Annotated in this window: 11 protein-coding genes; 5 read left to right on the top strand and 6 right to left on the bottom strand. The window is 53.5% G+C overall.

Features of this window, described 5'->3' with window-relative positions:
* The first annotated feature begins 22 nt into the window (after positions 1-22).
* Positions 23-1,441 (top strand): cytochrome c, encoded by a 1,419-nt coding sequence (locus DS739_RS00515; RefSeq protein ID WP_035353914.1) that lies wholly within the window; start codon positions 23-25, stop codon positions 1,439-1,441.
* Positions 1,442-1,570: 129 nt separating this feature from the next.
* Positions 1,571-2,212 carry a uracil-DNA glycosylase family protein gene (locus DS739_RS00510; protein WP_006116674.1) on the top strand — a complete coding sequence of 214 codons (642 nt, stop codon included), beginning with the start codon at positions 1,571-1,573 and terminating at the stop codon, positions 2,210-2,212.
* Positions 2,213-2,218: 6 nt separating this feature from the next.
* On the opposite strand, the gene DS739_RS00505 is transcribed toward DS739_RS00510, so the two are convergent.
* The 6 genes from DS739_RS00505 to DS739_RS00480 form a co-directional block, all read right to left on the bottom strand.
* Positions 2,219-3,457, bottom strand: a complete 1,239-nt coding sequence (locus tag DS739_RS00505; RefSeq protein WP_050793150.1) for a glycerate kinase — start codon at positions 3,455-3,457, stop codon at positions 2,219-2,221.
* A 120-nt stretch (positions 3,458-3,577) separates the two neighbouring features.
* Positions 3,578-5,812 carry an FUSC family protein gene (locus tag DS739_RS00500; protein ID WP_035353917.1) on the bottom strand — a complete coding sequence of 745 codons (2,235 nt, stop codon included), beginning with the start codon at positions 5,810-5,812 and terminating at the stop codon, positions 3,578-3,580.
* Positions 5,813-5,955: 143 nt separating this feature from the next.
* On the bottom strand, positions 5,956-6,489 hold the full coding sequence (locus DS739_RS00495) for an adenine phosphoribosyltransferase (RefSeq protein ID WP_006116671.1): 534 nt from the start codon (positions 6,487-6,489) through the stop codon (positions 5,956-5,958).
* A gap of 161 nt (positions 6,490-6,650) precedes the next feature.
* Positions 6,651-8,894: an ATP-binding protein gene (locus DS739_RS00490; RefSeq protein WP_035353919.1), complete on the bottom strand. Its 2,244-nt coding sequence runs from the start codon at positions 8,892-8,894 to the stop codon at positions 6,651-6,653.
* Between the two features lie 103 nt (positions 8,895-8,997).
* On the bottom strand, positions 8,998-10,260 hold the full coding sequence (locus DS739_RS00485) for a multidrug effflux MFS transporter (RefSeq protein WP_035353961.1): 1,263 nt from the start codon (positions 10,258-10,260) through the stop codon (positions 8,998-9,000).
* Between the two features lie 151 nt (positions 10,261-10,411).
* Positions 10,412-11,191 (bottom strand): TVP38/TMEM64 family protein, encoded by a 780-nt coding sequence (locus tag DS739_RS00480; RefSeq protein ID WP_035353922.1) that lies wholly within the window; start codon positions 11,189-11,191, stop codon positions 10,412-10,414.
* A 14-nt stretch (positions 11,192-11,205) separates the two neighbouring features.
* Here DS739_RS00480 and DS739_RS00475 point away from each other — a divergent pair, with 14 nt between their 5' ends.
* From DS739_RS00475 to DS739_RS00465, 3 genes are all read left to right on the top strand, one after another.
* Complete coding sequence (locus tag DS739_RS00475; RefSeq protein WP_035353925.1) at positions 11,206-12,255, top strand: COX15/CtaA family protein; 1,050 nt, start codon at positions 11,206-11,208, stop codon at positions 12,253-12,255.
* Between the two features lie 293 nt (positions 12,256-12,548).
* Positions 12,549-14,138, top strand: coding sequence for a 2-isopropylmalate synthase (locus tag DS739_RS00470; RefSeq protein ID WP_035353929.1), 1,590 nt, complete (start codon positions 12,549-12,551; stop codon positions 14,136-14,138).
* 204 nt (positions 14,139-14,342) lie between these two features.
* The gene (locus DS739_RS00465) at positions 14,343-15,389 is read left to right on the top strand and encodes a rod shape-determining protein (protein WP_035353964.1); all 1,047 of its coding nucleotides are present in this window, start codon (positions 14,343-14,345) and stop codon (positions 15,387-15,389) included.
* Positions 15,390-15,397 lie beyond the last annotated feature (8 nt).

The following is a 15,397-nucleotide window of genomic DNA, read 5'->3' as shown; positions in this document are numbered from 1 at the left end:
ACACAGGCGATAAGTGGTAAAAATGATGATTAACAGGCTAAAAGCTGCCCTGGGGGCAGTCGCTGTCGGGCTTCTTGCGGGAACGTCCCTAGCGCATGCACAGAACGCTGATGAAGATCTGATCAAGAAGGGCGAGTACGTTGCTCGTCTGGGGGATTGTGTGGCTTGCCACACATCCCTAAATGGTCAGAAATATGCTGGTGGTCTTTCCATCAAGACCCCCATCGGCACAATTTACTCCACCAACATCACGCCAGACCCTACTTACGGGATTGGCACCTACACATTTAAAGAGTTTGATGAAGCCGTGCGCCATGGCGTGCGTAAGGATGGCGCTACGCTGTATCCAGCAATGCCGTACCCATCCTTCGCCCGCATGACGCAGGATGACATGAAGGCTCTGTATGCATATTTCATGCATGGTGTGCAGCCGATTGCTCAGAAAAATCACGCAACTGATATTTCTTGGCCAATGTCCATGCGTTGGCCGCTGTCCATCTGGCGCTCTGTATTTGCACCGGCTCCGAAGGATTTCACTCCGGCACCCGGCACAGATGCTGAAACAGCACGTGGTGAATACCTTGTAACCGGCCCTGGCCACTGTGGTGCATGTCATACACCGCGCGGCTTTGGTATGCAGGAAAAAGCGCTTGATGCATCTGGTGGGCCAGACTTCCTTGGCGGCGGTGGCGTAATCGACAACTGGATTGCCCCAAGCCTGCGCAACGATCCGGTTCTGGGCCTTGGTCGCTGGTCTGATGAAGATCTGTTCCTGTTCCTGAAATCCGGTCGTACTGATCACTCCGCAGCCTTTGGTGGCATGGCAGACGTGGTTGGCTGGAGCACCCAGTACTTCACCGATGCAGATCTGCACGCCATGGTGAAATACATTAAATCCCTGCCGCCGGTTCCGCCTGCACGTGGTGATTACAGCTACGATGCCTCTACGGCTCAGATGCTGGATTCCAACAACTTCTCCGGCAATGCTGGCGCCAAAACATATGTGGAACAGTGCGCTATCTGCCATCGTAATGATGGTGGTGGTGTAGCCCGTATGTTCCCGCCGCTAGCTGGTAACCCGGTTGTTGTTTCCGACAACCCGACATCTGTTGCTCATATTGTTGTTGATGGTGGCGTTCTGCCCCCCACCAACTGGGCACCTTCCGCTGTGGCCATGCCGGATTACAAAAACATCCTGTCTGACCAGCAAATTGCAGATGTTGTAAACTTCATCCGTTCTGCATGGGGTAACCGCGCACCGGCTAACACGACAGCAGCAGATATCCAGAAACTCCGTCTGGATCATACGCCGCTGCCAACACCGGGTTGGGCTAATGCAACTGAAGAATCCGCTACATGGGGCCTCTTCATGCCGCAGCCTTACGGCGCTGGCTGGACCTTCGCACCGCAGACACATGCTGGTGTGGATGAAGCACAGTAAAGCTTCTGCTTAAATAACCGGCCCTACTTTTATGGGCTGGTTACAAAGCGCCGTAGTGGCAACACTACGGCGCTTTTTTATATTGTTTGCATTGTAAGCGAACGGATCATCCCCACATATTTCAACAGAATGATCCACACTCAAACAAAATTGAAATGGCACGCGCCAAGTCCTGCGGAAAGCAGTGATGTTGAAACACAACTGAACTGTTTGGTGCAAGAAATCCGGCAATGCACAGCCTGTGCGCGTAAGTTACCGCTAGGCCCTCGGCCTGTTTTGCATGTTTCCCCTCACGCACGGTTACTTATTGCCGGGCAAGCCCCGGGCACGCGTGTGCATGAAACCGGTATTTCCTTTAACGATGCCTCGGGAGATCGGCTACGGGGATGGCTCGGAATGAGCCGAGATGCTTTTTATGATTCCAACCGTGTAGCCATTTTACCTATGGCGCTTTGTTACCCCGGCGTACTGCCTAAAGGTGGTGATCGTCCACCACCACCGGAATGCGCCAACCTATGGCGAGAACGTATTCTAGCTTTGCTGCCCAACCTTCGGCTAACACTTCTGGTTGGGTCTTATGCCCAGAATTACGTTTTAGGAAAAGGCAAAGTATACGAACGCACAGAGCACTTTCAGGATTTTCTGCCGCAATATTTTCCTTTGCCCCACCCATCATGGCGCACCGGAGCATGGGAGCGCAAAACCCCCATGTTTCAGGAAAAGATTATTCCTGCCCTTCGGCGCGAAGTAGCGCGTGCACTTGATGATTAAACAGAACTAAAGCACCAAAAGCAGGCGCACGTCATTCACATTTGTTAACGTTGGGCCTGTTTTAATAAGGTCATCGAGTTTTTCAAAAAAACTGTAGCTGTCATGCTGTTTCAAAAAATCCTCGGCAGCTACATCATTTTGCAGACCACGGGCTAATGTATCCGGGGCAAATATAGCACCAGCAGCATCTTCCGTGCCATCAATACCATCTGTATCCCCCGCCAAGCCCCATATGCCTGCCTGACCATTTAAGGCCAGCGCGCAAGAGAGCAAAAACTCTGTATTCCGTCCGCCTTTTCCCGGCTTTGTGCCTGCGCGAATACTTACCGTTGTTTCCCCGCCACTTAGCAAAACAGCCGGAGCACGAACAGGCACAGCGTGTGCCTGAACAGAACGGGCAATGCCACTCATCACCACACCCATAACACAGCTTTCACCTTCCAGCGCATCCCCTAAAATTAAAGGGGTCACTCCTGCTGCACGCGCCACCTCGGCTGCGGCGTGTAGCGCCATAAAAGGAGTTGCTATCATTTCAACCCGATTATCTGCATTGGCAGAGTGCTGGGACGAAACTGCCGTGGTGGTGTTCTCCAGAACATGACGAACGGTATCGGGCACATCTAAATTGTATTTATTGAGAATACGCAAAGCATCTTGAGGTGTTGTTGCATCTGGCACAGTGGGGCCGCTGGCAATAATTGCCGGGTCATCTCCTGGCACATCACTAATAACAAGCGTAACCACTTGCGCAGGAGCCGCGGCAACAGCCAGCTTGCCGCCTTTAATGGCAGATAAGTGCTTACGCACTGTGTTCATTTCAGAAATTGTTGCGCCAGAATGCAAAAGCTGGCGGCCAATGTTCTGTTTTTCTACCAGCGTGATGCCTGCTACCGGCAGAGCCAGAAGCGCAGACCCTCCACCGGATATCAAAGCAAGAACAAGATCATCTGGCCCCAACCCTTTTACGGCCTGCAAGATATCATGTGCTGCCTGTTCACTCCGCGCATCTGGCACAGGGTGGGATGCTTCCAGAATTGTAATGTGGCGCGTTGGAACAGCATGCTCATCCCGCGTGACCACAACGCCTTGCAAAGGCACATCTGGCCATGCCGCCTCCAGCGCAGCAGCCATAGCGGCAGACGCCTTGCCTGCCCCCACAACAATGCAGCGGCCTTTGGGTTTTTGGGGCAGATATTCTGCCAATACCTTGAAAGGATCAGCCGCGCTAACCGCAGCATCAAACATACTGCGCAACAGGTTGCGCGCCTGTTTGTTTTGTTCTTTTGTGATGTCTGACTGCGCCAATGCAACACTCTCCTACAATGCTCTACCTTAATATCAGAGCCTGTTTATGACCCATCTGGTTTAGGTAAATGCTTTATCCAGATACGGAGAAGACGCATCAAAGAACGCTCGGTTCTCTGCAAGTTCTGTTTCTATCACCCGCAAACTGGCTAATGCCCGCAGCATCTCTTCACGCACAGAAAGGTTTGCTTCGGTTTCTTCACAGTTCAACAAATACTCTACAGCTATATGTGTTGCCCGCGCAGTTCGGCCGTATTGCCCACCATATCGGCCAGTAAAACGCTGCATGCGTTCCATCATCACTTCTACGGCTTTCTGTGCCTCTGGTGGTAGAATATTCTTCGCTAAAACGGTACGTAACCGCAACACATTGAGCGCAATGGTCATACTAGACAACACGCCACTTAAATACCGCTCCAGCACATAGGTATTGCCATCATCTGTCGCCATGGTGGAAAGGCGTACAAACCCATCTACACTTCGCCCAATAATTTCCGTTACAGCGGGCGGTCTGCGCTGACCTGCCAAACGACGCAGACCGCGCAGAATATTCACACGCATATCCCACCGCAAACCATCTGGATCGTATGGCAGAAACACGCGGTACATCCACATGCAGAACATCATAGCCAACAACAGAGGCATGGCAGTGTTGAAATACATGATTTCATCCATCCGCCCCTGATTGATCGGCCCCACCAGAATAGGCAGAAACAGATTATAAGCGACTGCCGCAAGCACCAGCGGTGGCCATGCAAAAGCCAATCCACCAATCAGCATGGGCACAGCCAGACACATGGCCATCATTTCGTAAATTGTAGGCTGTGCCATCACCCACAGATCAAGCAGTGCGCTCATGCCAATCACGCACACAGTGCCGTGCAAGAATGCCTGCGTGGCAAGGGCTGGCTGCTCCAAAGTGGAAAACAGCGCACACACAATGCCTACAAACATAATAAATGTCAGCCCATCAGGCCAAGCGGTGGTAATCCATAGAACACCAGCCAGAAAGATGGTGACAGAAGCCCGCAAGCTATTGGTAAACGCCATCCGCCAGTCTCTGTAAGACTTCATGGGGTAGCGGAAATGGTCATGCGGCTGCGGGTTGCGGCTCATTTCAAACTGCTCAATGGCCAGATACAGCTCTTCCAGCATGGTATCCAGCTTATGCAGCAATTGCCCTTGCCGAGTCAGCACTTCATCCTGCTGCTCATCAAGCGGGGGATGCGTGGCCGCTTCCATTTCCTTTTCCAGACACCCAGCGGCAAGTTGCCGACATGTTGCCCGTAAAGATGTGAGATCCCGCAAAACTGGCTCAATAGGCTGATCATTATCCAGCCTGTCTGGCAAAGCTTGCAAAAAAGTGCTCACTTGCTGGGCTGTATTCTGATATTCCGCACCCTGACTGTGCGGTACCTCTAGCAGCGCACCCAAATCCAACCCGCGTGACAATAGTACCGTAATAGCTGCCAAGGCAGCTCTGGCATGATCACCTTCATGCTGATGTTTGCCCATTTCAATTTCGGCAAACTCAACCTGATCGCTCAGCGCAATAAGAGTGGAAAACACACCGGGGGAATTTGCCACAGCCCGTCTATCACCCTGCAACAAGCGCAAAATGGCGGGCACGGCACCTTTAAGGGCTTGCACAAAGTTGGTTGCCAATCGTGTTCTGGCCCGCAACCCTAACTGATACTGGAAAAGGGATGAAATTGTGGTTTCCACCACAATACCAAGCGTAATGTATGTGGCACGCGCCATTGCGATCTGAAAAATATGATCGGGCGCAACTATGCCATCCAACGCAATAATAACGTACGTAAAACCCGATGCCCGCATACCGTGAATACGATAATTGGTCATGGCGGCTGGGCCGGGCAGCAACGTGCCTATAAAGCAGAAAGTGCCAATTCCTACCGCCACAAAAAAGATATACAGCAGCGGAGATTGCGGCATGCTGGCCACCAGCACGATGGCACATATTGTGCCCACCACCATGCCAAACATATGCCAACGCGCCTTGGCAATGGATTTGCCGCGCGTGCCTTGCGCCACCATCCACACAGTAAGGGCCGCCCATTGCGGGCTCCCCAGTTCCCACCACAAGGCAATGCCAAGAGCGATTAAGGATGAAATGGTGGTGCGAAGCGCATACCCAAAAGAAAGTAGATTGGGCGCAAACAACCAACGTAAATGGTCAAGCTTGCGTGGTGGGCCGCCACCAACAAGCGCCTGCCGGACAATAATAGAGACCGACCGCCAAAGCTGCCCCAAGGAAAGCGTCATGCTTTTCACGCGGCCAAACCTGAGGTGCTAATGGGGAAACAACGTGCCATACATCTTCTCTTACCCCAACATGGCAGAAAAGCGTATTCACACCTCATATGTTCTGTTCAGCACCCAGATGCGCAAACAGAACATATGAATGTTGAAAGAGCTTATTCTTTGTACGTCAATAAAGTGGAAACAGGGGCATCTACTTTATTACGGCCACCCAAACTTGTTAATTCCACCATAACAGAAGCGCCTACCACGTTCGCTCCCGCCTTACGCAGCAGCGCTACAGAAGCAGCCAAAGTACCGCCGGTTGCCAGCAGATCATCCATAACCACCACGCGCTGACCGGGCTGGACGGCATCTGCCTGAATTTCCAGCGTATCGCTGCCGTATTCCAGATCATAGGTGTGGGAAATGGTGTCACCCGGCAGCTTGCCACATTTACGCAGCATCAGCAGCCCACAACCCAAGCGATCCGCCAACGGTGCGGCTGTTAAAAACCCGCGGGATTCAACGGCAGCCAGCAGATCTGGCTTAAGCGGCGCCACCTGCCGTGCCAAACGCCCCATGGCCAACTGCCAGGCATCCGGATTCCGCATCAGGGTGGAAATGTCGTAAAATAGAATGCCCGGTTTAGGAAAATCGGGAACGTGCCGGATAAAGCGCTTGAGGTCGATTTCCTCATGTGCCGTCATGGCCTTAATAATCCTTCCTGCGTGCCAGCCTTGGCTGGCCCTCTGTTACTTCTGCCTTGTATCCTGCCAAAAAAGAAGAACACGTTCGGGCAATCCGGCGCCCGCTCTATCCTGCATGCGCCGGTTCTGCAAGGTATGGCGGCTTTTCCCTTATGGTCTGCTTATGCTCCAGTGCGCGCACTCAGTGCTGCTGTTACCACTTCCATCAAGCCATCTCTGCGGAAAGGTTTGGCCAAAAGACGCGCATTGGCCACGCCACCTTCGGGTAATTTGGAATCCGCTGTAAGATCCCCCGACATATAAACGACAGCCAGTTCAGGATACCGTTCCACCAGCACGCGTGAGAGGGTTAGCCCATCCAGTGGGCCGGGCAGTTGAATATCCGTTACCAACAGATCAAGAGGCCCTTCCGCAGCCGCAGCCACATCAAAAGCCTGCTCACCATCTCCGGCTTCTAACACACGATGGCCAGCCATGCTCAGAATGGTCACAACAATATCGCGGATAGCAGCATCATCTTCCACCACCAGCACTTGCAAAGCCTGTGATGGCGCTGATTTGCTGATTTTAGGCAACACCGCTGGCTGCAAAACCTGTGCGGCAGAAAGAGCCGCAGCCTTGGGCAACCACAAGGAAACCTCTGTTCCGCTGCCACTCCCTGTTGCCACCACAACCCGCCCCTTCACCTGTTGGGAAAAAGCCAGAACCATGGCCATACCAAGCCCTGTGCCTGCGCCCTCCCGTTTGGTGGTAAAAAACGGTTCAAACAGGTGGTCCAACACCTCACGCGTCATACCACTGCCGCTGTCAATCACATCCAACCGCACCCAATCCCCGGCAGGCAGCGGAGTCGGGTCTGAAACCACGCGCATGTTGCGGCCTTCCTCAACGGGCAAGCTCATCAGATCTGCGTTGACAGAGAATGTGACATTACGGGCGGCAATACGCAGTCGGCCACCGGATGGCATGGCATCTCGCGCATTGATAGCCAGATTGAGCACAGCACTTTCAAGCTGCGCTGGGTCTGCACGCACAGGCCATACACCTGAGACATCAGCACATTCCACCACAATTCTGGGGCCGATAACACGCGCCAACAATCCATCCAGCAAAGAAAACAGATCGGCCAGATCAAAACAGTCTGGCACGCCAGTTTGTTGCCTGCGCATAAAGGAAAGAAGCTGGCTTGTAAGGGCTTCAGACCTATGCCCGGCATGTGTGGCGGCAGACAGATATTCCTGCCGTTGCTCTACCTGATCTGGCAGGTCGTGCTCTGCCGCAAGCTCCAGATTTCCCAAAATGACGGTGAGAAGATTTTTGAAATCGTGAGCAATACCTGCGGTAAACTGCCCCAGTGCTCGCAGCTTTTGCGCCTCACCCAATGCACGTTCACTGCGTAAACGCATGGTGATATCTGCGGCTGTCAGCACAAACCCACGCCGCTCTGCTGCACCATCTGGGGCAAAAAACAAGGTGCGGCACAATTCTAGATCTGCGCCGTTAATGCCTTTGCACTCCACGACGACAGGTGGTGCAGGCTGCCCTTTGGCCAAGCTGGTTTCCACATGTTCCAATGGTTCAAGCAGCGGCACACCATCTACCACCAGCACTGCGCTTAAATCATTGTAAGATAGGCCGGGTTTGAAAAAGCTCTTTTCCAAGCCCAAGGCCATAGCCAGTTGTTCGTTCCAGTGCCACAAATGGCCATCAGCACCAAACACAGCCACACCAAGGCTCAAGCTGTCCAACGTTGCCCGCAAACGCAATGCCAGATCACGCGATGAAGCCTCTGCCCGCGCTGCCGCCAAGGAAGAACGATCCAACACCCAGCCCGCAGAAACAAGGCTGAAAACACCAGTAAGAATACCCAGCAACGCCAAGCGCCGCTGCCAACTTGTGTTGCGCAGCATGTTGGCGACACGGTCTGCCTGATCCAACGTACTGGCACGGCTTAGAATAGAAAGATTCTGATCCAGATCGGCCAGAAGCTGCGCCCCTCCGGCGGGAGTCCCCTCTGGGGAATGGGGCCAGGCGCTTATGGTTTCAAGCTGCTGCCACACGCTTTGCAGCGGTTCTACACGGCCCCCACCCTCTCGCAGTTGAACGACGCGAAAGGATTCAAACCCACGCCGCGCATCAGAAAGTTGTTGAATAGCCTGAATGTAACAACTGCCATCCTGCGGCCTATGCTCGGCCATCCAAGCGTAATGGCATATGCGGGCATCACTGGTGGCATGGTGCAACCCGCGCAAGTAATTGCCTGCTGCGGTGCTCTGACGATCCAGATTACCATGCCGGGCCATTTCATTACCCAGCTCAATCCCCATTGTGCCAAAAGTTACAATCAGCAGCCCGGCGCCAATAAGCGCCAGAATGTGGGCCCGTCTTGCTGGATGCCGTGGCATGTTATGCACGCTCCCTTCCTTAACGCCATCTTTTCATCTGGACTGGGCCGCAGTCCTGTCACCGTCAAGAGCAGAGCGGGCATAACCGCTTTTTGTGCAATTTTTAGTTCACATTCTGTCGATGAGGGCGCGATAGACCCGCCAAGAACATCAGAATAGCACCACAACACATGCATCCTGCCATAGGAATTGCAGAAACAGCCGGAAATTGTCCAACCACAACACCAGCCACAGCCCCAAACACATATTGTAGGGTGCCAGCCAAAGCAGATGCCGCCCCGGCAAGAGACGGATGATCCGCCAAAGCCCCCATCATGGCATTAGGAAAAATAATGCCAGTAGGTGCAAGTGCCAGCAGCATAGCCGCAATAACCAACCACACTTCATATGGCTGCCATGCCGGAGGTGCGTACCAAGCGCTCCACAAACTTACTGCTACCAGCAAAATTCCCCCGACAACGGAAAGACAGATAGCCCCCTGAAGCAGTTTGCCAGAATCGATGCGCCCAACCAAAAGCCCGTTCACCTGCGAAGCCCCGATCATGAACACCGCAAAGAACCCAAACAGCATGGAAAAATGCAGCGGTGAGAAATGAAACAACTGCACAAACACAAAAGGCGCTGCGGTAAGGTAGCTAAAGGACATGAAGGTAGAAAAAGCCGTTATCAGCGCATGGCTGGCAAAGGCCCGATCCCGAATCAGGGTGACGTAACGTGATACCAGCGTGAAAGGAGAAAGAGCCACGCGCCGGTTATATGGCAGTGTTTCTGGTAAAATAAACAGAATCAACGCCACACATATCGCGCCATAGGCCGCAGAAGCCCAAAAAATAATCCGCCAGGAAACAAACTCAACAACCAACCCGCCCAGCATAGGGGCCAGAATGGGCACAACACCCATCACCATAACCAGCTGAGACATCATGCGTGCTCCGGCATTACGGTCTGGCACCATATCGCGCACACAAGCTGTTGGAATAACCAGACTGGCAGATGCCCCAACGGAGGCCACAAACCGTGCAATGGAAAATGTGGTGATATCCGGCGCAAACGCACATACGGCAGAAGCCACGGCATACAGGGCATTGCCTATAAGCATAGGCTTGCGCCGCCCAAACCTATCGGACAAGGGGCCTACAGTAATTTGCCCAATAGCTAACCCAACAAACCAGATAGACAATGTGAACTGCACATTGCCCGCACTTGTATGGAAGGTCTGCTCCATGGCCGGAAAAGCTGGCAGATAGATATCTGTCGAAATAGGTCCAACGGCTGTCAGGAACCCTAAAAGCACCGGCATCCACATGGGGATGCGCCCACCAATAAAAGACGTTCCGGCATCCCGCACAGCAGAGGGAGAAGCCATAAGCAGCACTCCAAAAACAAACAAAAACAGAAGGAAAAAGAAAAATGTCTGGCAAAAAGACAGGCAACAGGCCAGCGCCTTTTATTTTACAACGGGCGTAAGATCAGCCTTTAATTCCTGACATCTCAGCAGCAGCCAGACCATATATGGATCAGGAAACCTGCCGGGCTATACGTGCATGCCGCCATAGCCACACGCCAATAGCGCCAGAAAGCACAAACAACGCGCCACCTGCTGCATACTGCCAAAAAGTACCTACCTGAACCCCCGCGCCCAACAAAACGGCAACAAGGTTCTGCGGTATGCTCCCCAAAAGGGTTGCTGTAAAAAACGGCAGCACATCCATACCTGAAATGCCCCCCAAAAGATTCAGCAGTAACGCTGACCCCACGGGCAGCAGCCGCAAGGTAAGAATACTTGAAAACGGCTGACGTGTCAGAAATGCGTCCATTTGGGCAAAACGTTGCCCCAATTTCTGCCGCGCCCATGCGCGCCCGCCCCATCTGGCCCAGAAAAACCCTGCCAAGCACCCCAATGTGGAGGCTATGGTGATAAGTACAAGACCTTCCCACAAACCATAAGCCAATCCGGCGGCAAATCCGGCCACCTGACGTGGCAGCCCAAACCCGCACCACAAAACAGCGCCAGATAAAAACACCATGCGGCCCCACACGCCTTGGCGCAGCACATCTGTGCCATGCAACATACTGTGGAGAGCTGGCACATGCCGCAACCCAACCGCCCCCACCACCAATACAAGCAGCATAAGCAGTGGACGCAGAAGCGATACAGAAGACCGGGAGGGTGGACGAATATGCTGTTCCATCCAGCCTAGCGGTACCATCTTCTTGCAGCAGCCCGCAAGCTGGCTGTAAACCCGATACAGAAATTTAACCCACAGCGCCAAAGGCTGCCATGCCCACCTCATCATCCCCCCAGACAGACATGACACCCGCCCACCGCAAACTCATTTCAGGCTGGCTGTTTCTGCTTTGCTTCATGCTGCTGGGCATGATCGCCATTGGTGGCGTAACGCGCCTGACAGGTTCGGGCCTTTCCATTATGGATTGGCAACCCGTAAGCGGTTTTATTCCGCCTCTTTCCCATGCTGAGTGGGAAAGGTTGTTCGCACTTTATAAAACCATTCCGCAATATCACCTTCAGCACGAAGGATTTGGGCTGGAAGGGTTCCAGAGAATTTTCTGGGCAGAATGGATTCACCGCTTCTGGGGCCGCCTGATGGGGCTGGTTCTTCTGCTGCCTCTGATCTGGTTTGTTGTGAGAGGCATGATCACGCGCCGGTTGGCCCTGCGTTTGTTCATCTTCTTCATTCTGGGTGCGCTACAGGGTGCCATTGGGTGGTTTATGGTGGCTTCTGGCTTCCGCCCCAACAGCACAGCAGTAGAACCTATACGGCTTGTGCTGCACCTGAGTGCAGCCCTGTTGCTTTATGGCGCCATTTTGTGGACGGCATTTTCTATCCGTTGGCCTGTACCAGAAAGTCATACCTCATCCTCCGCCGCACGCATGGCCAAGCGGTTGGCCTGCTTTACTATTGTGCTACTGTGCACCACGATTATTGCCGGTGGGTTTACGGCTGGCACACATGCGGGGTTCCTGTTCAACACCTTCCCGCTGATGGATGGGCATTTGATCCCGACAGATTACGCCCAACTTTCCCCTTTCTGGATGAACTGGTTCATCAACAAAGCGGCTGTGCAGTTTGACCACCGCCTTCTGGCCACCCTTACAGCCCTCAGCATTGGTGCTGTGTTATTTGTTGGCCTGAAAGCAACAGATCTGGGGGCTAAAGCGCATAACGCCTTCATCCTTTTAGGGTGGGCCGTTGTTATCCAGTACGCGCTAGGCGTTACCACTTTGTTGCTGGTCGTGCCTGTGTGGGCAGGTGCGGTGCATCAAACATTCGCTGCCGTGTTGCTGGGTGTTATGCTGTATGTGCTGCATTGCCTGCGTGGCACAAAAGCTATGGCCTAAAGGGCATTTAACAACGTTTACTGTTGCGTTTGAAAAACAAGACGGTATGGTGCTGCGCATGAATTCCGAGTGGTTCACGTCCGATTCCCTGCACACCCGTAAATTGACGGGTGCGGGCGGCGTGGCCCTCCGTCTGGATCTTCTCCTTCGACTAATCTGCCCCTGAGCGAGCCAGGTGGCCAAGCGCTGCCACGCCCAGGGGAGAACGAAAAGAGCGCCCGTGCATAAACGGGCAGAATATGGCACAGCCCCTCTATTCTTGTTCCAGACCAGACTTTTTCAGGAAGAATTCCATGTCTGCTGATACCACCAGCTTCAATCATCCGTCCTTTGGCCGCATGACGCCAGACCGCGTGATTGTGTTTGACACCACCCTGCGTGATGGCGAGCAATCTCCCGGTTTTTCTATGAACCTGGCAGAAAAGCTCCGTATGGCGGAAGCACTGGCCAATCTGGGTGTAGACGTGATTGAAGCGGGCTTTCCTGTTGCGTCCAAAGGTGATTTCGAATCCGTTAACGAGATTGCCAAACACACCAAGGGTTCCGTTATCTGCGCACTGGCACGCAGCGGCGGCGCCAAGGATATTGCCGCTGCGGGTGAGGCTCTGGCCCCGGCAGAACGTAAGCGTATCCACAACTTTATTTCCACTTCTCCGCTGCACATGAAATACAAGCTGCGGATGGAACCAGAAACTGTTCTGGAACTGATTACCTCCGGCAACGCAGCCGCCCGTAATCTGACAGATGATGTGGAATGGTCTGCTGAAGATGGCTCCCGCACAGAACCAGATTTTCTGTGCCGCTGTGTAGAAGCCGCTATTAAGGCTGGCGCTACCACCATCAACATTCCCGATACGGTTGGGTACGCCACGCCAGAAGACATGGAAAAGATTTTTTCCATGCTGCGCCAGCGCGTACCGGGAGCAGATCAGGTGATCTTCTCTGCCCATAACCATAATGATCTGGGGCTGGCTGTTGCCAATACACTGGCCTCTATCCGTGGTGGTGCACGGCAGGTGGAATGCACCATCAACGGCATTGGCGAACGTGCCGGGAATGCCGCGCTGGAAGAAATTGTTATGGCGCTGCGCACACGGCATGACCAATACCCCTTCACCACCGGCATTCACACTGAAGGGCTGCTGAAGGTTTCTCGGATGCTGGCCACCATCACCAGCTTTGACGTGCAGCCTAACAAAGCCATTGTGGGCCGTAACGCCTTTGCGCATGAAAGCGGCATCCACCAGGATGGCGTGCTGAAAAATGCCGCCACCTATGAAATCATGACCCCCGAAAGCGTGGGTTGGACACGCTCCTCCCTCGTAATGGGCAAGCACTCCGGCCGGGCTGCATTCCGCGATAAGCTGAAGGTGCTGGGTTATGATGGCATGGATGACACACGCCTGAACGAAGCCTTCACCCGCTTTAAGGATCTGGCAGACCGTAAAAAGGTTGTGTACGACGATGACATCATCGCACTGGTGGACGATGAAGCCCGTGATCATGACCGCATCCGCTTTGGTGCGCTAAGCCTGAAATCCATTTCTGGCCAGCCTTCCGAAGTTGATCTGGAACTGAGCGTGGATGGCAAAGCCATTGAAGCCAAAGCCACAGGCAACGGCCCAGTGGATGCCGCCTTTAACGCGCTACGCAAGACCTTCCCGCATGAAGCGCGTCTGGCCCTGTTCTCTGTTGGTGCCGTAACCGAAGGTACTGATGCGCAGGCCCGCACAACCGTGCGTCTGGAAGAAGCCGGTAAGATGGTAGATGGCCAAGGCGCAGATGCAGATACGGTTGTTTCTGCCGTGCGTGCTTACGTGCATGCGCTAAACAAGCTGCTGGTGAAACGGGCACGCACAGAACCAGAAGCCCTGACAGCCTGAAAAAACTTTTCAGGCCCTCCTGCAAAACCGGGCAGACAGACCTTACCTTGACATTATATGTCAGTTTCTTGACGGAAGGTCTTGTCTGCCTCGTTACGCACCGGTAATTCCTGCTCACATATTTCCAAAGCAGCAGGGGCGGGTTAGCGTGTCCGGCTTTCTCGCCCTCTGTTGTATGGTGCCCGCTTCAACCAGGAGTCCTGGATGTTTTCTCGTCTGCTCGGTCTCATGTCTGCCGACATGGCTATTGACCTGGGTACTGCCAACACCCTTGTTTACGTAAAAGGACGGGGTATCGTACTGAACGAACCCTCTGTTGTGGCTATTGCAGATATACGAGGAAAAAAGCAGCTTCTTGCCGTAGGGGAAGAAGCCAAGCTGATGGTTGGTCGTACTCCGGGCAATATTACGGCCATTCGTCCCATGCGTGATGGCGTGATTGCTGATTTTGAAGTGGCGGAAGAAATGATCAAACATTTCATCCGCAAGGTTCATAATCGTCGCGCTTTCGCCAGTCCCCAGATTATTGTGTGTGTGCCTTCTGGCTCCACTGCGGTAGAACGCCGTGCCATTCAGGAAAGTGCGGAAAGCGCTGGTGCCCGACGTGTGTTTCTGATTGAAGAACCCATGGCAGCCGCCATAGGTGCGGGCCTGCCGGTTACAGAACCTTCTGGCAGCATGATTGTAGATATTGGCGGCGGCACAACAGAAGTGGCCGTTATCTCCCTCGGCGGCATTGTGTATGCACGTTCCGTACGCGTGGGCGGAGATAAAATGGATGAAGCCATTATCTCTTATATTCGCCGCACCCACAGCTTGTTGATTGGTGAAAGCTCAGCAGAGCGTATCAAGATCAGCCTGGGCTCCGCCATGATGCCAGATGAGCCTTATGAAAATGGCCCGTGGCAGGATGTTAAAGGGCGTGATCTGATTAACGGTGTCCCGCGTGAAGTTCAGGTTTCACAAGCGCAAATTGCAGAAAGCCTTATGGAGCCTGTAAGCCAGATTGTGGATGCCGTAACAACCGCGCTGGAAAACACGCCCCCGGAACTTGCTGCCGATATTGTTGATAAAGGCATTGTTCTGACCGGTGGTGGCGCATTGCTTTACCGGCTGAGTGACGTACTGCGCCTTGCAACAGGCCTGCCTGTTACCGTAGCTGAAGATGCACTTTCCTGCGTGGCTTTGGGTACAGGCCGCGCGTTGGAAGAAATGAAACGTCTGCGCAACGTGCTAACAACCATGTATTAACCCAAGGC

Origin of the sequence: Acetobacter sp. JWB (genome assembly GCF_003323795.1) — a bacterium.
GTDB lineage: Bacteria > Pseudomonadota > Alphaproteobacteria > Acetobacterales > Acetobacteraceae > Acetobacter > Acetobacter oryzifermentans.
The sequence above is the reverse complement of the archived record's forward strand: the minus strand, read 5'-3'. Positions and strand labels throughout refer to the sequence as shown.